Origin of the sequence: Enterobacter sp. CPE_E863 (assembly GCF_046521465.1) — a bacterium.
Lineage (GTDB): Bacteria > Pseudomonadota > Gammaproteobacteria > Enterobacterales > Enterobacteriaceae > Enterobacter > Enterobacter adelaidei.
Map to the genome: position 1 here is coordinate 1,231,511 of NZ_JBKFZX010000001.1, position 19,902 is coordinate 1,251,412.

Genomic DNA, 19,902 nt, shown 5'->3' on the forward strand with positions numbered 1-19,902 from the left:
TACACATGATTTTATGGTGGCATGTTAGGAATGTAGCTGGCCAAGACGTTTCAAAGCCCGCTCTTCATTAAAATTACCGAGTATGTAACTTCTAATCTCTGCGCCAAATTTCTCATGAACGTAGGGGTAATGATGCTCGTCAATATAAAATTGTATATTGCAGTTATCAATGAATTCACCTGGTTCGTATATTTCATTTTTAATGACAGGTTGATAGTTGTACCTGTTTTGATAACTAACAAAAGGAATGTTGAATATATGCTCTTCATCAAAGGTGCGATCTTGAAAATTCTTCATCAACATTTTAAGCCCATCAGGGTTGAAATCAAATAAGTCATCAACTTCTTTTCGATGTTTGAATTCAAATAATTGGCTGATTACTTTTTTATATGATGGGTTAATAGTGCAGAAAGTGTTTTTTTTATCTAGTCGGTGAAGTGGTAATATAATATTGCTTTCAAGAAGGCCCATGAATGCCTTATTGTGTTCAGAATCACTATATGGCTCCAGAACAATTGTGCAATCACTTTTATTAAGCTTTAACATTATATTTTTGGCTTGAAATGAATAGTCATTAAAGCTACTTTCAAATAATTCTAGTTTCTTGCGATCGCTTATCTCTTTTTCTGCCGATTGTTTTTGACGGTCTAATTTATTCTTTCTGAGTTGTATTCTGTTTTTGGTAGAACTGTAAATGAAGTCTACTGAGTTGAACAGAATGGAAGATGTCAAAGCACCAATTGAAAAACCAATTACTGTAATTAATCCTAATGATAATTCGCTGGGTAGCTTAAATGGGGTCAGCATTGGTGCAATAAAAACCCAACAGTAAATAATCGAACCAGAGATTATCAGCAGCCTGAGTGACGATCTAAATGAAACAAGGTTTGTTAAGTGCGTAAGAACCGTTGCTAAAGGGTCAGCCATTGAGTCCTCCTCAGTTTGTAACAAGAATTATTAAGCATCAGGGCTATGGCGCACAGAGTGTCATACATCACAAACGGATAAACCGTGTGCAACACTTTTGTGTCACTCATTTCTTAGCCATCAAAAACTTACTTGAATGCGTAGGTTTATTCAAAGTATCACGGGCTTTTTTGTTTCTGTTCATCCCAAGATTCGAGAATGAACATAGTCAAAGTATGTGCAGCATTTATAGCTAATCTGGCGTGGCGAGGCTTTAAGTTATAGATTTTTCTTCCGGCTCCGTGAGCTGAACTTGCGTGAGTTCGTAGGGCACCAATCCCATCAGTCAACGAATAGAGGCCACTAAGAATGCGTTTGAGGTCTTCATCTTCAACTGCTTTAGTATCAAGCCCTAAAGACTCTCGAACAACTTTCCATAGTCCCTGTAGATCTTGCTTGGCTGGAATCTGAAGTTTTTCATCGTCAATATATACTTTGAAGGTCGATTCCATAATGTTACAGGCTGCGGATACTGCTTCTCTCGGATCAGTGTGGATATTCTCAAGTACCCTGGAAAACTCCATCTCTACAGCGGGAATGTTGCGTTTTCCAATTGCCTCTTTTAGGGTGACAGAGGTTATCGATGCTCCATCAGAAATATGTCCGCCAGTCAGATATCGCAATCCATATCGACCAAGCAAATCAGTCATTTTTTCGGCAAAGTCAACCTTGGGTTGTTCCCAACCGAATATGCTGCCTTTAGGCTGATCTGCTTCCATGTAGCCTTCTATCAATCTGCCAAGGATTGCTAATGGGTCGTCACATTCTTTGTTGATTCTTCTCAGCCATTCCTGTGCTTTCGCCGCTTTCGCTAAATCAGGAGCATCGCCAGGTGCATCAGCGTACATGAACAAACTGTTCATGGTTGCGTGAGTTTCGACTGAGCCCATATGGTCAGATAAAACCGAAATAACTGGCTGTGGAATTTGTCGTCCCATATAGACTCCATCAACGTGCTTACGCGCCGCCGCCATTTGGCTTTAGTGAAAGGTTGTAAGTTTTTGATTTTCAGGGGGTAATATAGCAGGCAACAAAAAACCCATCAACCTTGAACCAAAACGGCGGGGTTGATGGGCTCCACAAATTGGGGACATCAAAGAAAAGCAGTGGCACTAGTTATGACTGCCCCCTGATCAAAAAGTTCTGCGCATAACGAAAATTTTTTCTTTATGCGCAAACTTAGGAGTTATCCGAGTCCAGGCCAGATGATAATGATCAGCGTACCTGCCAGCGTCAGCAGTACGTTAGCGATAGCGTAAGTGCCCGCATAGCCCAGCGCCGGGATGTTACTGCGTGCGGTGTCACTGATAATTTCCATGGCTGGCGCACAGGTACGAGCACCCATCATTGCTCCGAAGAGCAGGGCGCGGTTCATGCGCAGCACGTAGGCGCCGAACAGGAAACAGATGACAACCGGTACCAGGCTGACGATCAGTCCGGAAACTAACATTTGCCAGCCGACGGCACCCAGGCTGTGGCCAATGCCGCTACCCGCGCTTAACCCGACACCCGCCATAAAGACCATCAGGCCGAACTCTTTCACCATATTCAGCGCGCCCTGCGGAATGTAGCCAAAGGTCGGATGGTTCGCTCGCAGGAAGCCCAGCATGATCCCGGCGAACAGCAAACCGGCGGCGTTACCGATGCCGAAGCTAAAGTTGCTGAACTGGAAGGTGATCATCCCAATCATCAGGCCTACGATAAAGAAGGCGCAGAAGGCCAGCAGGTCGGTGACCTGGCTGTGAATGGAGATAAAGCCGATACGGTCGGCAACGGTTTTCACGCGGCGGGCGTCGCCGCTGACCTGGAGCACGTCGCCTTTATTGAGTACGACGTTGTCGTCGATAGGCATCTCAATCTGGCTGCGGATCACGCGGTTGAGGAAGCAGCCGTGGTCGGTCAGCTTCAGCTGCGCCAGACGGCGGCCAACGGCATTATGGTTTTTCACCACAATCTCTTCGGTGACGATACGCATGTCGAGCAGATCGCGGTCGAATACCTCTTTACCGTTACGGAAGCTTGGGTCAAGACGGGCGTGAGCATCCGGGTAACCCACCAGTGCGATATCGTCGCCCATCTGCAGCACCGCATCGCCGTCCGGGTTCGCCAGAATGCCGTTACGTCGAATGCGTTCGATATAGCAACCGGTTTGGCGGTAAATGCCCAGCTCGCGAAGATTTTTCCCGTCTGCCCATGCCACAAGTTCTGGCCCGACGCGGTAGGCACGGATCACCGGGAGATAGACTTTACGTTTGGAATCGGTATCCAGGCCGCGCTCGCGGGCGATTTGCTGGGCGCTGGTCTGTAGATCCTGGTGTTGCAGTTTCGGCAGGTAGCGCGCGCCCACAATCAGGCTCACAAGACCGATCAGATAAGTCAGGGCATAGCCCAGGCTCAGGTGGTCGAGGGCGGTAGAGAGTTGTGCTCCAGCCATGCCGGAATGGCGCAGGGTATCACCTGCACCGACAAGCACTGGCGTAGATGTCATCGAACCTGCCAGCATACCGGCCGTTAACCCGATATCCCAGCCAAACAGTTTACCCAGCCCTAACGCGATCAGCAGTGCGCTACCGACCATGACCAGCGCCAGCATCAGATAATTTTTGCCGTCGCGGAAGAAAATTGAAAAAAAGTTGGGACCCGCTTCCACACCAACACAAAAAATAAACAGCATAAAACCTAAGTTGAGCGCGTCCGTGTTAATGCTGAAATGCTGCTGACCTAATATTAATGATACGACTAAAACGCCAATGGAATTACCAAGTTGAACCGACCCCAGGCGCAATTTACCCAGGCAAAGGCCCAGCGCGAGTACAACAAATAATAACAGGATGTAATTCCCATTTAACAAGTCTGCGACGTTTATATTCACGGAGGCTAACTTCTTGTTTACCAGTAAGTTGTTGAATGAAAGGGCTTTTTGGGCTACTGTTTTCTGGGTCAGGGAAAGGCGTTAACGCTCCCTGTTTCCTGCTTTATTCCCTAAAACATTAGCTGGCGTGTAGTTTAATCGTATTAGCTACTGACAGCTACTGATTATCGCATCACCCTGTGCGTACTTTGGCAAGGATTGCCGCATTGCTTTATCTGACTGGGCGTCTACCCGACGAATGTGTATTTGATAGAGATAAGTCAGGAGGATTGTTTGAACATTAAACGAAACTGGGCGGGGGTGATCAGCTGCTTTTTGCTGTTCACGGTCGTGTGCATGTCGCTTGCTTTTAATGTGAAAGGGGCATTCAGGGCGTCGGGTCATCCGGAGCTGGGTTTACTCTTTTTCACTCTGCCGGGCGCGGCCGCCAGCTTTCTCTCCCGTAAAGGGGAGGTGGTGAAACCGCTATTGGGTGCAATGCTTGCAGCACCACTGTGTCTGCTGCTGATGCGCTTGCTGTTTATTCCAGTGAGAAGTTTCTGGCAGGAGCTGGCGTGGTTGCTGAGCGGTGTGTTCTGGTGCGCTCTTGGCGCATTGTGCTACTTGTTTGTGCGCAGCCTGATACACCGGCGGCACCCGAAATAAAAACGCCCTCAAGGTGAGGGCGCTTGGGTATTACTGCTCAGCAAACAGGCCAAGATGCTCTTTGGCGTAAGCTTCAAAATCTGTGCAACCGCCGATGTGTTTCTGATCGAGGAAGATCTGCGGGACAGTTTCAACCGGCTTACCGACGGTTTTTTCCAGATCGGCTTTCGTGATGCCTTCCGCGTGAATATCAACGTAGCGGAAGTTGAAATCATCGCGCTCTGCGGTCAGTTTCTCAGCCAGCTCTTTCGCGCGCACACAGTAAGGGCACCCTGGACGACCAAAAATTACTGCAAACATTTCTCTCTCCTCAAAAAACAAGCCTGACGGCGAATAACATATATAGTGCCCGATAACCTGCCGCCATTAAAGAAGGTTTCGCCTGTCGCTTTGATACAGTCAGGCTATGTTTCGCCAATTACACTGTGACAATCATTGCCTATACTGGCTGCCATGCGAATTAAGCAAGACAAAGAGAGACAAAATGACGCCAACCATAGACCTGCTCACATCCCACCGTTCCATTCGCCATTTTACCGATGAGCCGATTACCGAGGCGCAGCGCGAAGTCATTATTAACAGCGCAAGGGCGACCTCCAGCTCCAGCTTCCTGCAGTGCAGCTCTATTATCCGCATTACCGATCCGGCCATGCGGGAACAACTGGTCACGCTTACGGGCGGACAGAAGCATGTGGCCCAGGCGGCGGAGTTCTGGGTGTTCTGCGCCGACTTTAACCGTCACCTGCAGATCTGCCCTGAGGCCGAGCTGGGGCTGGCAGAACAGCTGCTGCTGGGCGTGGTGGATACCGCGCTGATGGCGCAAAACGCTTTTACGGCGGCGGAATCGCTGGGGTTAGGCGGTGTCTACATCGGCGGCCTGCGTAATAACATCGAAAGCGTCACCGAACTGCTGAAGCTGCCAAAACACGTTCTGCCGCTGTTTGGCCTGTGCCTCGGATGGCCAGCGGATAACCCGGATCTGAAGCCGCGTATTCCTGCCGCCATGCTGGTGCATGAAAATCACTATCAACCTGTCGATCAGGATGTCCTCGCGCAATACGATGAAGAACTGGCGAACTACTATATGACGCGCGGCAGCAATAACCGCCGCGACACCTGGAGTGACCATATTCGTCGCACCATCATCAAAGAAAACCGTCCGTTTATTCTCGATTATCTGCATAAACAGGGCTGGGCGACGCGATAGTCCATTCCTCCTGCGCCTGCCTGCGTATATGATATGCAGGCTTTTTCCATGTCTTTAGAGAGGTGCAGGGTGAAAATTGCCATTTTGTCCCGGGATGGAACGCTCTATTCATGTAAACGTCTGCGAGAAGCGGCGGCGAAACGCGGACATCAGGTTGAGATCCTCGACCCAATGTCCTGCTATATGAACATTGATCCGGCCGCCTCGTCGATTCACTACAAAGGCCGCAAGCTGCCGCATTTTGATGCGGTGATCCCCCGCATCGGCTCCCAGATAACCTATTACGGCACCGCCGCGCTGCGCCAGTTCGAGATGCTGGGCAGTTATCCGCTCAATGAATCCGTCGCCATCTCCCGCGCCCGCGATAAGCTGCGCTCGTTACAGCTGCTCGCCCGGCAGGGGATCGATCTCCCCGTTACGGGGATTGCCCACTCACCGGACGACACCAGCGATCTCATCGATATGGTGGGCGGCGCACCTTTGGTGATCAAGCTGGTGGAAGGCACGCAGGGCATTGGTGTGGTGCTGGCGGAAACACGCCAGGCGGCAGAAAGCGTCATTGATGCTTTCCGGGGGCTGAATGCCCACATCCTGGTGCAGGAGTACATCGAAGAGGCCAAAGGGCGCGACATTCGTTGCTTCGTGGTGGGGAACGAGGTGGTAGCGGCCATAGAGCGCCAGGCAAAAGAGGGCGACTTCCGCTCCAACCTGCACCGTGGCGGCGTTGCGCGGGTGGCGGATATCAGTGAGCGTGAGCGGGAAATTGCGGTAAAAGCCGCGCAAACCCTGGGGCTGGACGTGGCGGGGGTAGACCTTCTGCGGGCAACGCGTGGACCGCTGGTCATGGAAGTGAATGCCTCGCCGGGGCTGGAAGGCGTGGAAAAAACCACAGGGGTCGATATTGCGGGTAAAATGATCGCATGGATCGAGCGTCATGCGACGCCCGGCTACTGTCTGAAAACGGGCGGTTAAATGGAATTGAACCCACTTTTTGCGTAATCTATGCGAAGTATTTATTAAAGAGGCTGCACAGCGATGGATTTACAGGTCGTTCCAACACTGGATACGTTACGTCAATGGCTTGATGATGCCGGGATTACGTTCTTCGAATGCGATTCCTGCCAGGCGCTGCATCTGCCTCATATGCAGAATTTCGATGGCATTTTTGATGCCAAAATCGATCTCATTAACGACGTGATTCTTTTCTCTGCGCTGGCTGAAGTGAAGCCGTCTGCGCTGCTGGCGCTGGCCTCCGACCTGTCGGCCATCAATGCCAGTTCTTTGACCGTGAAGGCATTTCTCGACATACAGGATGATAATCTGCCAAAACTGGTCGTTTGCCAGTCTTTATTCTCCGGTGCCGGGCTGTCGTTCAAACAGTTCTCATGGTTTATGCGCTTGAGTGAAGAGCAAATTTCCATGGTAATGATGGAAGCCAATGCACATCATCTGCTGTATAGCGCGGAAGATGATGCAGAGAATAATGATGCATCTCCCAATTTTCTTCACTAAGCCTGTCTGACTTTTGCGCAGTCGCTGCCATAGCGGCTGCAGAAGACCATTTTTTCTGCTGCTTTTAACCTTTCTTTAAAGAATTTTTCACCTCCCTCAAGGCCGTTTCGGCTTATCACGTAGACATAACCTGCATAAAAAATTGATAAAAGGCGTTTTTTCGTCTGGGCTATAGCCGGAGACACGGGCTACAGTTATTCTTGCGATGCTTAAAAAAGCGAGCGGAAGCTGCCGGGTAAAGAGGTTTCTTTTTATTTTAGGCAGAGCGACAAACTATGCATGATTATTGCATATCTTCAGATTGCACAGTTTTAGTTCGTTTGTTAACGAGCTTTCAGAAGGAATAAAGATATGATCGCCTTGAATAAAAAATGGTTATCGGGTCTGGTTGCGGGTGCTCTGATGGCCGTCTCTGCCGGCACGCTCGCTGCGGAACAAAAAACGCTGCACGTTTACAACTGGTCTGATTATATTGCGCCGGACACGGTCGCCAATTTTGAAAAAGAGACCGGGATTAAAGTGGTCTACGACGTTTTCGATTCCAACGAAGTGCTGGAAGGAAAACTGATGGCGGGCAGCACCGGGTTTGATCTCGTGGTGCCTTCCGCAAGCTTCCTGGAGCGTCAACTTACCGCAGGCGTCTTCCAGCCGCTGGATAAGAGCAAGTTACCAAACTGGAAAAACCTTGACCCGGACGTCCTTAAGCTGGTTGCGAAGCACGACCCTGATAATAAATACGCCATGCCTTATCTGTGGGCGACTACCGGTATCGGCTACAACGTCGATAAAGTCAAAGCGGTGCTGGGCCCGGACGTCAAGCTGGACAGCTGGGACGTGGTGCTGAAGCCGGAAAACCTTGAGAAGCTGAAAAGCTGCGGCGTCTCCTTCCTCGATGCGCCGGAAGAGATTTTCGCCACCGTGCTGAACTATCTGGGCAAAGATCCAAACAGCAACAAGGCTGACGATTACACCGGCCCGGCGACCGATCTGCTGCTGAAGCTGCGTCCAAACATTCGCTACTTCCACTCGTCCCAGTACATCAACGACCTGGCAAACGGCGACATCTGCGTCGCGATTGGCTGGGCGGGCGATGTGTGGCAGGCGGCGAACCGCGCGAAAGAAGCGAAAAACGGCGTGAACGTTTCCTATTTCATTCCGAAAGAGGGGGCGCTGGCGTTCTTTGACGTCTTCGCGATGCCTGCCGATGCGAAAAACAAAGATGAAGCCTATCAGTTCCTCAATTACCTGATGCGTCCTGACGTCATCGCCCATATCAGTGACCACGTCTACTACGCGAACGGTAACAAGGCTTCCGTGCCGCTGGTCAGTGAAGAGATCCGCAATAATCCGGCTATCTATCCGCCTGCGGATGTGTTCGCCAAGCTGTTCACCCTGAAAGTTCAGGATCCAAAAATTGACCGCGTACGTACCCGTGCGTGGACCAAGGTGAAAAGCGGTAAGTAATTACCCGTGAGTTGTAGGCCGGGCAAGCACAGCGCCCCCGGCAACAGGCGCACCGTTATGGTGCGCCTGCACCATGATTTGATTTCTGCCGGAGAGCACCCCGTGAATGACGCGATCCCCCGCCCGCAGGCGAAAGTCCGTAAAGCGCTGACCCCGCTTCTTGAAATTCGTAACCTCACCAAATCTTTCGATGGCCAGCATGCCGTGGACGACGTCAATTTGACGATCTACAAAGGTGAAATTTTTGCCCTCCTGGGAGCATCAGGCTGCGGTAAGTCGACCCTGCTGCGTATGCTGGCCGGTTTTGAACAGCCCACTGCCGGGCAGATTGTGCTGGATGGCGTGGATCTCTCCAGCGTACCGCCGTATCAGCGCCCGATTAACATGATGTTCCAGTCCTACGCGCTGTTTCCGCACATGACGGTGGAGCAGAACATCGCCTTTGGTCTGAAGCAGGACAAACTGCCGAAAGCCGAAATTACCGCGCGTGTGGCCGAGATGCTGAGCCTGGTTCACATGCAGGAGTTCGCGAAGCGTAAACCGCACCAGCTCTCTGGCGGTCAGCGTCAGCGTGTCGCCCTGGCCCGCAGTCTGGCAAAACGTCCAAAACTGTTGCTGCTCGACGAGCCGATGGGGGCGCTGGATAAAAAACTGCGCGACCGTATGCAGCTCGAAGTGGTGGATATCCTCGAACGTGTGGGGGTGACCTGCGTGATGGTGACTCACGACCAGGAAGAGGCAATGACCATGGCCGGGCGTATCGCCATCATGAACCGTGGGAAGTTCGTGCAGATTGGCGAACCGGAAGAGATTTATGAGCACCCGACTACCCGCTACAGCGCGGAGTTCATTGGCTCGGTCAACGTCTTCGAAGGGCTGCTGAAAGACCGCCAGGAAGATGGCCTGGTCATTGAATCACCGGGGCTGCAACATCCGCTTAAGGTCGATCCGGATAACTCGGTGGTGGATAACGTGCCCGTCTACGTCGCGCTGCGCCCGGAGAAAATCATGCTCTGTGAGGATCCCCCTGCCGATGGCTATAACTTTGCCGTCGGTGAAGTGGTACATATTGCCTACCTGGGCGATCTTTCCATCTACCATGTGCGTCTGAAAAGCGGACAGATGCTCAGCGCTCAGTTGCAGAACGAACATCGCTATCGCAAGGGGCAGCCGACCTGGGGTGACGAAGTGCGCCTGTGCTGGGATGCTGACAGTTGCGTTGTGCTGACGGTATAAGGAGCGGCCCATGAGTACACTAGAACCTCCAGCCCGCACAGAAAAAACGGGTGGTTTTGCGAACTGGCTGGCGCGTATGCAGATGAACCACGGTCGCAAGCTGGTGATCGCCATGCCATACGTGTGGCTGATCCTGCTGTTCCTGCTGCCGTTCCTGATTGTTTTCAAGATAAGCCTCGCAGAAATGGCGCGGGCGATCCCGCCTTATACCAACCTGCTGGACTGGGCCGACGGACAGCTCACGCTGACGCTTAATCTCGGCAACTTCCTGCAGCTGACGGACGATCCGCTCTATTTCGAAGCGTATTTACAGTCGTTACAGGTGGCGGCGATTTCGACGATCTGCTGTCTGGTGATGGGCTACCCGCTGGCCTGGGCCGTGGCGCACAGTAAGCCGTCGACGCGTAACATTTTGCTGTTGCTGGTGATCCTGCCGTCGTGGACCTCGTTCCTGATCCGCGTTTACGCCTGGATGGGGATCCTGAAAAATAACGGTGTACTGAATAACTTCCTGATGTGGCTCGGAGTTATCGATCAGCCGCTGACGATCCTGCACACCAACCTCGCTGTCTACATCGGCATTGTTTACGCCTATCTGCCGTTTATGGTGCTGCCGATTTATACGGCGCTGACGCGTATTGATTACTCGCTGGTGGAAGCGTCGCTCGATCTCGGCGCGCGCCCGTTGAAGACCTTCTTCAGTGTGATCGTCCCGCTGACCAAAGGCGGGATTATTGCCGGGTCGATGCTGGTCTTTATTCCGGCGGTGGGGGAGTTTGTGATCCCGGAACTGCTCGGCGGGCCGGACAGCATCATGATTGGTCGCGTGCTGTGGCAAGAGTTCTTTAATAACCGCGACTGGCCGGTGGCGTCTGCGGTGGCAATAGTGATGTTACTCCTGCTGATCGTGCCGATCATGTGGTTCCACAAGCATCAGCAGAAACAGATGGGAGACCACGGATGAACAACTTACCGGTAGTGCGCTCCCCGTGGCGAATTGCGATCCTGGTGATTGGCTTTACCTTCCTGTATGCGCCGATGCTGATGCTGGTGATCTACTCCTTCAACAGCTCCAAACTGGTGACGGTCTGGGCTGGCTGGTCGACGCGCTGGTACAGCGAGTTATTCCACGATGATGCGATGATGAGCGCGGTGGGGCTGAGCCTGACGATTGCTGCGCTGGCCGCAACCATGGCGTCGGTGCTGGGGACCATCGCTGCACTGGTGATGGTGCGCTTCGGGCGTTTTCGCGGTTCGAACGGCTTTGCTTTTATGATCACCGCCCCGCTGGTTATGCCGGACGTGATCACCGGTCTGGCGTTGCTGCTGCTGTTCGTGGCGCTGGCGCATGCCATCGGCTGGCCGGCGGATCGCGGGATGCTCACCATCTGGCTGGCACACGTCACTTTCTGTACCGCATACGTGGCGGTGGTGATCTCCTCGCGTCTGCGCGAGCTGGATCGCTCCATTGAAGAGGCGGCGATGGATCTTGGTGCGACGCCGCTGAAGGTCTTTTTCATCATCACCCTGCCGATGATTATGCCAGCGGTGATCTCGGGCTGGCTGCTGGCGTTTACCCTGTCGCTCGACGATCTGGTTATCGCCAGCTTTGTTTCTGGCCCGGGGGCGACGACGCTGCCGATGCTGGTCTTCTCCAGCGTGCGCATGGGGGTGAACCCGGAAATCAACGCCCTGGCCTCGATTATTCTTGGCGTGGTCGGAATTGTCGGATTTATCGCCTGGTATTTGATGGCGCGCGCGGAAAAACAGCGTGTGCGTGATATCCAGCGTGCAAGACGCGGCTGAAGGATTTAAAATTTCCAGTGATGTGCCGCGTACGACGCGGCACTGTTTTTCAGGGAAGTAAAACATTGGGATTATTAAAGAAATCACGTCCTACGCACGCTCGTCCAAATGTTCCTGCGCTGGTTCAGGTGGCGGCGCTCGCCATTATTATGATCCGCTGCCTGGATGTGCTGATGATTCTGAACACCCTGGGCGCGCGCGGCATTGGTGAATTTATTCACCGCAGCGTGCAGACGTGGAATCTGACGCTGGTCTTTCTGAGCAGCCTGGTGCTGGTGTTTATCGAGATCTACTGCGCCTTTTCGCTGGTGAAAGGGCGCAACTGGGCGCGCTGGGTCTATCTGCTGACGCAAATTACCGCCGCCAGCTATCTGTGGGCCGCCTCGCTGGGATATGGCTACCCGGAGCTGTTCAGCATTGCCGGTGAATCCAAACGCGAAATCCTGCGCGCGCTGTTTATGCAAAAACTGCCGGACATACTGGTGCTCTTTTTACTCTTCGTTCCGGCCTCCAGTCGGAGATTCTTCCGCCTGCAATAATGTGTATACACGTCATCCTTCAAGCCGTCTCTGCGTTGGCCGCGTCTGTTCACCCCAGTCACTTACTTGAGTAAGCTCCTGGGGATTCTCAGACTTGCCGCCTTGATACAACTTGAATGATTTTGTGTATATAATCGCAGCCCTCGTGATTTTTAAGGTCTTCATATGCAGTGCGCACTCTATGACGCCGGTCGCTGCCGCTCCTGTCAGTGGATAGAACAGCCGGTCTCTCAACAACTCACCGCCAAAATGGCCGACCTGCAACAGCTGCTGGCTGAACATGCGGTGGGCGAGTGGTGCGCACCCGTCAGCGGCCCGGAGCAGGGCTTTCGCAACAAAGCCAAAATGGTGGTCAGCGGCAGCGTTGAAAAACCGCTGCTGGGAATGTTGCATCGTGATGGCGCACCAGAAGACTTAACTGATTGCCCGCTTTACCCCACCTCATTTGAGCCCGTCTTTGCGGCACTCAAACCGTTTATTGCGCGGGCCGGGTTAACGCCTTACAACGTCGCCCGCAAGCGCGGTGAGCTGAAATACCTTCTGCTGACGGAAAGCCAGATTGACGGCGGTATGATGCTGCGTTTCGTTCTGCGTTCTGAAACCAAGCTGGAACAGCTTCGCGCGGCGTTGCCGTGGTTGCAGGAACAGCTTCCGCAGCTTAAGGTCATTACGGCAAATATTCAGCCGGTGCATATGGCGATCATGGAAGGGGAAAAAGAGGTCTTCTTCACCGAACAGCACGCGCTGGCGGAGAATTTCAACGGTGTGCCGCTGTGGATCCGCCCGCAAAGCTTCTTCCAGACCAACCCGACTGTCGCCAGTGCGCTGTACGCCACCGCGCGCGACTGGGTTCGGGCGTTAAACATCCATCATATGTGGGATCTGTTCTGCGGCGTGGGGGGATTTGGCCTGCACTGCGCCACGCCTGAGATGCAGCTTACCGGGATTGAGATCTCTGCTGAGGCGATTGCCTGCGCCAGACAGTCCGCCGCTGAGCTGGGGTTAACGAATCTGCACTTCCAGGCGCTGGACTCTACGCAGTTCGCGACCGGGCAGGGTAATGTGCCAGAGCTGGTACTGGTAAACCCGCCGCGCCGTGGCATCGGACAAGCGCTATGCGATTACCTGAGCCAGATGGCACCGGATTACATCGTCTATTCAAGCTGCAACGCGCAGACGATGGCGAAAGATATTGCGCATTTGCCGGATTATCGCATTGAGCGCGTTCAGCTTTTCGATATGTTCCCGCACACTGCGCACTATGAAGTGTTGACGCTACTCGTTAAACAATAAGTGAAGCAGCCGGAGGGCGGGTGCCTCCGGCTGCGATGAGACTTACTGGCTCATGGCGTCTTTTTTACCCATCTCATCCTTTTTCATGTTGTCCATTTTGCCCATTTTGTCTTTCCCCATGTGATCCTTCTTCATGGCGTCTTTGCACATGTCGCCCTTACACATTTTATCGTGTGGCTGGGACATGGTGTCTTTTGCCATCGTCTCTTTGTTCATGGAGTCTGCCGCCTGCACATTTGCCATAAACAGAGCTGAAAGCACGGTTGCTGCAATGATCATTTTTTTCATGGTATTCCTCGTCGTTTACGTTGTTGTATTAACTGCCACCAAACCAGTTGTAACCCTGGTCTTCCCAGTAACCGCCGGGGAAGCGATTGGTGATTTCAATGACCTGAATATGCTTCGGGTTTTTGTACCCCAGCTTGGTCGGGATACGGAGTTTCATGGGATAACCGTACTCAGGAGGGAGGATTTGGTTATCCCAGGTTAGGGCGAGCAGCGTTTGCGGGTGCAACGCGGTCGCCATATCAATGCTGGTGTAGTAATCATCCGCACAGCGGAAGCTGATGTATTTGGCGCGGGTGTCGGCACCGATCGCCTGCAGAAAATGGCGGAAGGGGATTCCACCCCAACGGCCAATCGCGCTCCATCCTTCCACGCAAATATGGCGCGTGATCTGGTTTACCTGCTGCATACGATACAACTCAGGCAGGGACCAGCTGCGGGTGTCTCGCACCAGGCCGCGAATGGCGAGTTGATAATCCCGGCCGTCGACCTGCGGAATTTGGTCGCGATCGTAAAAGGCGTTAAACGGGAAAGGGCGGGTGATGTCGCTTTCGGTATATTCAGGTGCCAGATGACGGTCGCTGAACAGGAAACCCTGGACACGATCGTTAAAGCGCGACATTCGTGAAAGTGCAGTTTCAACACTGGCGTTGTCGCTCAGGTCACAGCCTGTAAGCAGCATAATCCCGCCTAACGTCAGCCCCTGTTTAAGAAAGTGACGTCGCTGTGCATTTACGGATTTTTCGGCGTCCTTGACCAGATATTCCGCGTCGCGGGAAGAGAGAAAGGTTGGTTTTTTCATGAGATACCCTTAGCGACCGCGTAGCATTGCCAGTAATGTTTTAGGAACGAGCAGCACCATAAGCAGGTGGATCACGACAAACACAACAATGAAGGACATACAAAAGAAGTGGATGTAACGTGCGGTGTCATAGCCTCCCAGCAGTTCACGTAAAAGCGGAAACTGAACGGATTTCCAGATAACCAGCCCGGAAAGCACAAGCATTACGCCGGTTAATATGGCCAGCAAGTAGGCCAGTTTTTGCACCATGTTGTAGTGGCTGAGATCGGCATGCTGCAGTTTTCCCCGCAGGGCCAGCGCCATATCCTTGAGTAACCCCTTAACAGACAAAGGGAAAAAGGTGCGAGCAAAGCGCCCGGTGACAATACCTAACGTGCAGTAGATCAGGCCGTTAATACCTAAAACCCACATCATGGCGAAGTGCCACTGCAGCGCGCCGCCCAGCCAGCCTCCCAGCGTGAAAGAGGACGGAAAAGTGAATGGGAACAACGGCGAGGCGTTATAAATTCGCCATCCGCTGAATACCATGCCAGCCATGGCGAGGGCATTAATCCAGTGACACACCCTGACCCAAAGGGGATGAATAACAGCTGTTGGCAGAGACATGGTGACCTCGTTATTCCATTGCGTGGTCAAATCCTAAGATAAATTCGGTCACCACATCCTCACGGAAGTTTAAATAAAATGTGATAACTCCGGCGGGCGTTATTAGGTAAGCTCAACTGTAATGAAACGGCGTGGATGTGGGTCATGAGTAACGCAAAGAAAATATTGCTGGTGGAGGACGATAGCGATATCGCCGCCTTCCTGAGCCTGAACTTAAAAGATGAAGGTTTTGAGATTGTGCACGAAGCCGATGGCGAACGTGCGCTGCTCCAACTGGAAAAACAGCACTGGGATGCCGTGATCCTCGATCTGATGCTGCCTGGCGTGGACGGGCTGGAGATCTGTCGCCGTATCCGCCAGATGACCCGCTATCTGCCTGTCATTATCATCAGCGCACGCACCAGCGAGACGCACCGGGTGCTGGGGCTCGAGATGGGGGCTGACGACTACCTGCCTAAACCGTTTTCCGTTCTGGAGCTGATTGCTCGCGTCAAGGCGCTCTTTCGACGTCAGGAAGCGATGGGGCAAAATCTTCGTCTGGAGGCGGGTATTATTCGCTGTCACGGCATGGAAATTGACCCCCTGGCACGAGAGGTTCGCCTGCGGGGGGAAACCATTGACTTGACCCCGCGTGAGTTTGATTTGCTCTACTGGTTTGCCCGTCATCCGGGCGAGGTGTTCTCCCGTTTATCGTTGCTGGATCATGTCTGGGGCTACCAGCATGAAGGGTACGAGCACACGGTAAATACGCACATTAACCGTCTGCGCGTCAAAATTGAAAAAGATGCTGCAGAGCCAGATATCATCCTGACGGTGTGGGGGAAAGGGTACAAATTTGCCGTCGAAAAAGCGGAGCCCCACGCATGATAAGCCACTTAACCTTGAGCCAGCGCCTGTCACTTCTTTTTAGCGCCACGCTTGTTTTATGCATGTTTGTGGCATGTGGCGTGCAGCTTTATAGCAGTAAGCAGTACGGCGATGCCATGGTGCAACGTCTGTCAGCGGGGTTGGCGCAGCAGATAGTGAACAGTGAACCGCTTCTTGATAACCAGGGTAAAGCAAACGCTGAGAATCTCAAATCGCTGTTCGATCGTCTGATGACGCTTAATCCCAGCGTTGAACTCTATGTGGTGTCGCCTCAGGGACATATTGTGGCAGACGCGGCCCCGGTCGGGCACATGAAGCGTCAAACGATTGACCTTACCCCGTTAAACAACTATTTATCCGGGGCTGCTTTCCCTGTGTATGGCGATGATCCACGAAGTCTGGATCAACGTAAGGTGTTCAGCGTGGCGCCGATCCTCCTTAACGGCAATCTGCACTCCTACTTGTATATTATTCTCCAGGGCGAAGACCTGAATGCACTGGCGAACACCGCGTGGCACAAGGCCCTGACCGACGCTATCGTAGGATCGCTTTTACTGGCATTACTCTTTGGCGCACTGGCCTGGTGGTTGGTCAAAAAATGGGTTACCCGTCCAGTGGAACAGTTAACCAGCGAGGTAAATGACCTTGAGCAGGACAGCATCAGCGCCATAAAAAGTCTGGCCGCCCGGCCGGTCAATCTGGCTCCTGAAAACGAAGTTGAACTGCTTCGTAACACGTTTATCGAATTATCGCGCAAGATTGCCTCACAATGGGATCAACTGGCTGACGGTGACCGCCAGCGCAGGGAGTTTATCGCCAATATCTCTCACGATCTTCGCACGCCGCTGACTTCGCTGCTGGGGTATCTCGAAACCCTCTCGCTTAAGTCCGCCACGTTGAGTGCCGAGGAGCAGAATCAATACCTGGCTATCGCACTGCGTCAGGGACAGAAAGTGCGCCATCTCTCTCAACAGCTGTTTGAACTGGCGCGCCTTGAGCATGGGGGGATTAAACCACAGCGCGAACGTTTTGCCATGGCTGAATTGATTTCAGATGTGGCGCAAAAATTCGAACTGACCACACAGACAAGGCAGTTGCGAATGCATATAGACGTCCCTGGCCCGCTGCCGCTGGTGTATGCCGATGTGTCGATGATTGAGCGGGTGGTCACGAATTTGCTGGATAATGCCGTTCGCCATACCCCGGCAGGAGGCGAGATTTTGCTTAAGGTCTGGCAGGAGAATGGGCTTCTGCAGGTTGAGGTGGCGGACAGTGGCTCAGGTATCGAGCGTGCATTGCGTGACGATCTGTTTCAGCGTCCTTCTGCGTTAAACCCGCAGGCATCGCGGGAGAATCGCGGCGGATTAGGCTTGCTGATTGTGAAGCGAATGCTGGAGCTGCATGGGGGAGGGATCAGGCTGATGGATTCGGTGAGCGGGGCACGTTTCCGGTTCTTTGTGCCGTTGTAAGAAATTGCCGGGTAAGGCGAAACCATCACCCGGCAAAAATACTTACTGCGGGAACCACTGATCGCTGATTTTCTGATAGGTGCCGTCCGCTTTAATTGCTTTCAGGGCGCCGTTCAGTTTTTCCAGCAACGCTTTGTTATCCGGACGTACTGCAATGCCCAGACCGGTACCGAAGTACTGTGGATCGGTCACTTTCTCGGTTGCGGTACCCAGCTGCGGGTTCGTTTTCAGCCACTCGTTCACCACGGCAGTGTCACCAAACACGCCATCAATACGGCCATTTTTCAGGTCGATAATCGCGTTCTGGTAGCTGTCGTAGGCCACGGTTTTCACTTCAGGATGTTTGTCCTGCAGGTATTTCTGGTGCGTGGTGCCGTTTTCCATCCCAATGCGTTTGCCTTTCAGCTCGTCAAAGGATTTATAAGCCCCTTTCTTCGCAATCACCACCGCCGAGTTGGCGTAGTACGGGTCGGTGAACGCGACCTGCTTGCTGCGTTCAGGCGTGATGTCCATCCCGGAGATCACCGCGTCGTATTTTTTGAACTTCAGCGACGGGATCAGGCTGTCAAAAGCATGGTTAGTAAAGGTGCAGTCGGCCTGCATTTGTTTGCACAGCGCTTTTGCCAGATCGATATCGAAACCGACGATCTGGTTGCTGGCATCCAGCGATTCAAACGGCGGATAGGTGGCGGACACGCCGAAATTGATTTTATCCGCAGCGGATGCGCCAGCGGCGAAGGTTGCGAGTAATGCGGCCAGAACTAACTTTTTCATTGTAATGCTCCCGTCTGTCTTATTTATGCGCCGTGTCTGCGGCCTGGATGTACAATGCCAGTTAATGAATTTGTATGCAATAAAAATGATTAAATATTATGTCTGTTGTAAAAAAAAGCGGATAACCCATCAGGTTACCCGCTCCATGAATACCGTTTTATGCATTCGCGTGGTTAATTTCTGCGCTCAAATGCCAGCGCTTTACGCTCAATCAGGCGCATCATCAGCGTCAACAGACCGTTAACCACCAGATACACCACGCCTGCGGCACCAAATACCATCACGTCATAGGTGCGTCCGTACAACAACTGTCCGTGACCCATCACTTCCATCAGGGTGATGGTGTAGGCCAGAGAGGTACTCTTGAACACCAGCACCACTTCGTTGGAGTACGAGGAGAGCGCGCGCTTAAAGGCGTACGGCAGCAAAATCGCCAGCGTGTCTTTCTTGCTCATGCCCAGCGCCCCGCACGACTGCCATTGCCCTTCAGGAATAGCGCGGATAGCCCCGTAGAACAGTTGGGTGGTGTAGGCAGCACTGTTCAGCGAAAGAGCAATCAGGGCACACAGCCACGGCTCAGAGAGCAGGTGCCAGATAACCGGGTAGTTCTGCAGCGACGGGAACTGGCCGGGCCCGTAGTAAATCAGGAAGATCTGCACCAGCAGCGGCGTACCGGTAAACAGGGTGATGTAGCCGCGCACAATCCACACCAGCACCGGCGTTTTTAGCGTCAGAATGATGGTGAAGATAAGGGCCAGGATCAGCGCCACGATGATGGACGCCACGGTCAGCGTCAGGCTGGTGTGCAGCCCTTTCATCAACTCGGGAAAATATTCAAGCATCAGCCTGGTCTCCGTTCAAAGCGCGTCGCACGCAGGTCAATACGCTTGAGGATGTACTGACTGAGCAACGTAATCACCAGGTAGATAGCTGCCGCCACAATGTACCAGGTAAACGGCTCCTGAGTACGGGTGGCGATGCTTTTGGTTTGCAGCATCAAATCATTTACGCTTATCAGGCTCACCAGAGCGGTATCTTTCAGCAGCACCAGCCACTGGTTACCGAGCCCCGGCAGGGCATGACGCCACATTTGCGGCATCACCAGACGGAAGAAGATGGCTGACTTCGACAAGCCTAACGCCTGACCGGATTCCCATTGCCCCTGCGGTACCGCTTTCAGCGCACCGCGCAGCGTTTGCGACGCGTAGGCGGAGTAGAGCAGAGAGAGGGCAATGACGCCGCACAGGAACGGGCTAACGTCAAAATTCTCAATTTGCATCTGCACCGGGATCTGCGCAACGCCAAGATTAATGGTGAAGCCGTCCGACAGCATTAACAGCAGCTGTGAGGAACCGAAATAGATAAAGAGGACCACCAGGATTTCCGGTAGTCCACGCAGCACGGTGACCAACGCGGAGCCTGCCCAGGCGACGGGGAACCATTTTGCTGATTCCCACACCGCGAAGAACATCGCCAGCACAAGGCCGATAATCAGTGCGCAAACGGCAAGGCCGACGGTCATCCCGGCGGCGCTTGCTAAAGGAAAAATTTCATTCATC

At 52.9% G+C, this 19,902-nt stretch carries 22 protein-coding genes; 12 read left to right on the forward strand and 10 right to left on the reverse strand.

Going from position 1 to position 19,902, the window contains the following annotated elements:
* Positions 1–24: 24 nt before the first annotated feature.
* The 3 genes from ACLHV8_RS05960 to ACLHV8_RS05970 all read right to left on the reverse strand — a co-directional run bounded on the left by ACLHV8_RS05960 (position 25) and on the right by ACLHV8_RS05970 (position 3,838).
* Entirely contained in the window at positions 25–927 is a 903-nt protein-coding gene (locus tag ACLHV8_RS05960; protein WP_208593763.1) for a hypothetical protein, read from the reverse strand.
* A gap of 158 nt (positions 928–1,085) precedes the next feature.
* The gene (locus tag ACLHV8_RS05965; RefSeq protein WP_208593762.1) at positions 1,086–1,904 is read right to left on the reverse strand and encodes an abortive infection family protein; all 819 of its coding nucleotides are present in this window, start codon (positions 1,902–1,904) and stop codon (positions 1,086–1,088) included.
* A 248-nt stretch (positions 1,905–2,152) separates the two neighbouring features.
* The gene (locus tag ACLHV8_RS05970; RefSeq protein ID WP_028019315.1) at positions 2,153–3,838 is read right to left on the reverse strand and encodes an aspartate:alanine antiporter; all 1,686 of its coding nucleotides are present in this window, start codon (positions 3,836–3,838) and stop codon (positions 2,153–2,155) included.
* Between the two features lie 273 nt (positions 3,839–4,111).
* On the opposite strand from ACLHV8_RS05970, the gene ACLHV8_RS05975 reads away from it, so the two are divergent.
* A complete protein-coding gene (locus tag ACLHV8_RS05975) occupies positions 4,112–4,483 on the forward strand; it encodes an inner membrane protein YbjM (protein ID WP_049005427.1) in 372 nt (123 codons plus the stop codon).
* 30 nt (positions 4,484–4,513) lie between these two features.
* Here the strand turns inward: ACLHV8_RS05975 and ACLHV8_RS05980 are convergent, their stop codons facing one another.
* On the reverse strand, positions 4,514–4,783 hold the full coding sequence (locus ACLHV8_RS05980) for a GrxA family glutaredoxin (protein WP_014883149.1): 270 nt from the start codon (positions 4,781–4,783) through the stop codon (positions 4,514–4,516).
* A 184-nt stretch (positions 4,784–4,967) separates the two neighbouring features.
* Here ACLHV8_RS05980 and nfsA point away from each other — a divergent pair, with 184 nt between their 5' ends.
* The 9 genes from nfsA to rlmC all read left to right on the forward strand — a co-directional run bounded on the left by nfsA (position 4,968) and on the right by rlmC (position 13,540).
* Positions 4,968–5,690 carry a nitroreductase NfsA gene (gene nfsA, locus ACLHV8_RS05985; RefSeq protein WP_208593761.1) on the forward strand — a complete coding sequence of 241 codons (723 nt, stop codon included), beginning with the start codon at positions 4,968–4,970 and terminating at the stop codon, positions 5,688–5,690.
* A 69-nt stretch (positions 5,691–5,759) separates the two neighbouring features.
* The gene (gene rimK, locus ACLHV8_RS05990) at positions 5,760–6,662 is read left to right on the forward strand and encodes a 30S ribosomal protein S6--L-glutamate ligase (RefSeq protein ID WP_028019312.1); all 903 of its coding nucleotides are present in this window, start codon (positions 5,760–5,762) and stop codon (positions 6,660–6,662) included.
* A 63-nt stretch (positions 6,663–6,725) separates the two neighbouring features.
* Positions 6,726–7,202, forward strand: coding sequence for a YbjN domain-containing protein (locus ACLHV8_RS05995; RefSeq protein ID WP_014169308.1), 477 nt, complete (start codon positions 6,726–6,728; stop codon positions 7,200–7,202).
* Positions 7,203–7,553: 351 nt separating this feature from the next.
* A complete protein-coding gene (gene potF, locus ACLHV8_RS06000; RefSeq protein ID WP_028019311.1) occupies positions 7,554–8,666 on the forward strand; it encodes a spermidine/putrescine ABC transporter substrate-binding protein PotF in 1,113 nt (370 codons plus the stop codon).
* Between the two features lie 102 nt (positions 8,667–8,768).
* The gene (gene potG, locus ACLHV8_RS06005; protein ID WP_050482952.1) at positions 8,769–9,902 is read left to right on the forward strand and encodes a putrescine ABC transporter ATP-binding subunit PotG; all 1,134 of its coding nucleotides are present in this window, start codon (positions 8,769–8,771) and stop codon (positions 9,900–9,902) included.
* Between the two features lie 10 nt (positions 9,903–9,912).
* Positions 9,913–10,866: a putrescine ABC transporter permease PotH gene (gene potH / locus ACLHV8_RS06010; RefSeq protein WP_208593760.1), complete on the forward strand. Its 954-nt coding sequence runs from the start codon at positions 9,913–9,915 to the stop codon at positions 10,864–10,866.
* Positions 10,863–11,708, forward strand: a complete 846-nt coding sequence (gene potI / locus ACLHV8_RS06015) for a putrescine ABC transporter permease PotI (protein WP_023310934.1) — start codon at positions 10,863–10,865, stop codon at positions 11,706–11,708. The genes potH and potI overlap by 4 nt, the downstream gene beginning before the upstream one ends.
* A gap of 20 nt (positions 11,709–11,728) precedes the next feature.
* Positions 11,729–12,247, forward strand: a complete 519-nt coding sequence (locus ACLHV8_RS06020; protein ID WP_208593844.1) for a YbjO family protein — start codon at positions 11,729–11,731, stop codon at positions 12,245–12,247.
* A gap of 165 nt (positions 12,248–12,412) precedes the next feature.
* Positions 12,413–13,540 (forward strand): 23S rRNA (uracil(747)-C(5))-methyltransferase RlmC, encoded by a 1,128-nt coding sequence (rlmC, locus tag ACLHV8_RS06025; protein ID WP_208593759.1) that lies wholly within the window; start codon positions 12,413–12,415, stop codon positions 13,538–13,540.
* Positions 13,541–13,582: 42 nt separating this feature from the next.
* Here rlmC and ACLHV8_RS06030 read toward each other — a convergent pair whose 3' ends face one another.
* Genes ACLHV8_RS06030 through ACLHV8_RS06040 form a run of 3 tightly spaced genes read right to left on the reverse strand, consistent with a single transcriptional unit; the run spans position 13,583 to position 15,233 of the window.
* The gene (locus ACLHV8_RS06030) at positions 13,583–13,828 is read right to left on the reverse strand and encodes a pentapeptide MXKDX repeat protein (protein WP_208593758.1); all 246 of its coding nucleotides are present in this window, start codon (positions 13,826–13,828) and stop codon (positions 13,583–13,585) included.
* Between the two features lie 28 nt (positions 13,829–13,856).
* A complete protein-coding gene (locus tag ACLHV8_RS06035; RefSeq protein ID WP_028019305.1) occupies positions 13,857–14,627 on the reverse strand; it encodes a molybdopterin-dependent oxidoreductase in 771 nt (256 codons plus the stop codon).
* Between the two features lie 9 nt (positions 14,628–14,636).
* Entirely contained in the window at positions 14,637–15,233 is a 597-nt protein-coding gene (locus ACLHV8_RS06040) for a cytochrome b/b6 domain-containing protein (RefSeq protein ID WP_208593757.1), read from the reverse strand.
* 144 nt (positions 15,234–15,377) lie between these two features.
* Between ACLHV8_RS06040 and ACLHV8_RS06045 the strand changes: the two genes are divergently transcribed.
* A complete protein-coding gene (locus tag ACLHV8_RS06045) occupies positions 15,378–16,100 on the forward strand; it encodes a response regulator transcription factor (RefSeq protein ID WP_028019303.1) in 723 nt (240 codons plus the stop codon).
* On the forward strand, positions 16,097–17,569 hold the full coding sequence (locus ACLHV8_RS06050; protein ID WP_208593756.1) for a sensor histidine kinase: 1,473 nt from the start codon (positions 16,097–16,099) through the stop codon (positions 17,567–17,569). Before ACLHV8_RS06045 ends, ACLHV8_RS06050 begins: the two co-directional genes overlap by 4 nt.
* Before the next feature lie 42 nt (positions 17,570–17,611).
* On the opposite strand, the gene artJ is transcribed toward ACLHV8_RS06050, so the two are convergent.
* The 3 genes from artJ to artQ form a co-directional block, all read right to left on the reverse strand.
* Entirely contained in the window at positions 17,612–18,343 is a 732-nt protein-coding gene (gene artJ / locus ACLHV8_RS06055) for an arginine ABC transporter substrate-binding protein ArtJ (protein ID WP_028019301.1), read from the reverse strand.
* Positions 18,344–18,516: 173 nt separating this feature from the next.
* Entirely contained in the window at positions 18,517–19,185 is a 669-nt protein-coding gene (gene artM / locus ACLHV8_RS06060) for an arginine ABC transporter permease ArtM (RefSeq protein ID WP_028019300.1), read from the reverse strand.
* Positions 19,185–19,901, reverse strand: coding sequence for an arginine ABC transporter permease ArtQ (artQ, locus tag ACLHV8_RS06065; RefSeq protein WP_028019299.1), 717 nt, complete (start codon positions 19,899–19,901; stop codon positions 19,185–19,187). Before artQ ends, artM begins: the two co-directional genes overlap by 1 nt.
* Position 19,902 lies beyond the last annotated feature (1 nt).

Coding starts and splice junctions, on each gene's coding strand:
- ACLHV8_RS05960 (WP_208593763.1), bottom strand. CDS start 927: ATGGCTGACCCTTTAGCAACGGTTCTTACGCACTTAACAAACCTTGTT.
- ACLHV8_RS05965 (WP_208593762.1), bottom strand. CDS start 1,904: ATGGGACGACAAATTCCACAGCCAGTTATTTCGGTTTTATCTGACCAT.
- ACLHV8_RS05980 (WP_014883149.1), bottom strand. CDS start 4,783: ATGTTTGCAGTAATTTTTGGTCGTCCAGGGTGCCCTTACTGTGTGCGC.
- nfsA (WP_208593761.1), top strand. CDS start 4,968: ATGACGCCAACCATAGACCTGCTCACATCCCACCGTTCCATTCGCCAT.
- ACLHV8_RS05995 (WP_014169308.1), top strand. CDS start 6,726: ATGGATTTACAGGTCGTTCCAACACTGGATACGTTACGTCAATGGCTT.
- potF (WP_028019311.1), top strand. CDS start 7,554: ATGATCGCCTTGAATAAAAAATGGTTATCGGGTCTGGTTGCGGGTGCT.
- potH (WP_208593760.1), top strand. CDS start 9,913: ATGAGTACACTAGAACCTCCAGCCCGCACAGAAAAAACGGGTGGTTTT.
- potI (WP_023310934.1), top strand. CDS start 10,863: ATGAACAACTTACCGGTAGTGCGCTCCCCGTGGCGAATTGCGATCCTG.
- ACLHV8_RS06020 (WP_208593844.1), top strand. CDS start 11,729: ATGTGCCGCGTACGACGCGGCACTGTTTTTCAGGGAAGTAAAACATTG.
- rlmC (WP_208593759.1), top strand. CDS start 12,413: ATGCAGTGCGCACTCTATGACGCCGGTCGCTGCCGCTCCTGTCAGTGG.
- ACLHV8_RS06030 (WP_208593758.1), bottom strand. CDS start 13,828: ATGAAAAAAATGATCATTGCAGCAACCGTGCTTTCAGCTCTGTTTATG.
- ACLHV8_RS06035 (WP_028019305.1), bottom strand. CDS start 14,627: ATGAAAAAACCAACCTTTCTCTCTTCCCGCGACGCGGAATATCTGGTC.
- ACLHV8_RS06040 (WP_208593757.1), bottom strand. CDS start 15,233: ATGTCTCTGCCAACAGCTGTTATTCATCCCCTTTGGGTCAGGGTGTGT.
- ACLHV8_RS06045 (WP_028019303.1), top strand. CDS start 15,378: ATGAGTAACGCAAAGAAAATATTGCTGGTGGAGGACGATAGCGATATC.
- ACLHV8_RS06050 (WP_208593756.1), top strand. CDS start 16,097: ATGATAAGCCACTTAACCTTGAGCCAGCGCCTGTCACTTCTTTTTAGC.
- artJ (WP_028019301.1), bottom strand. CDS start 18,343: ATGAAAAAGTTAGTTCTGGCCGCATTACTCGCAACCTTCGCCGCTGGC.
- artM (WP_028019300.1), bottom strand. CDS start 19,185: ATGCTTGAATATTTTCCCGAGTTGATGAAAGGGCTGCACACCAGCCTG.
- artQ (WP_028019299.1), bottom strand. CDS start 19,901: ATGAATGAAATTTTTCCTTTAGCAAGCGCCGCCGGGATGACCGTCGGC.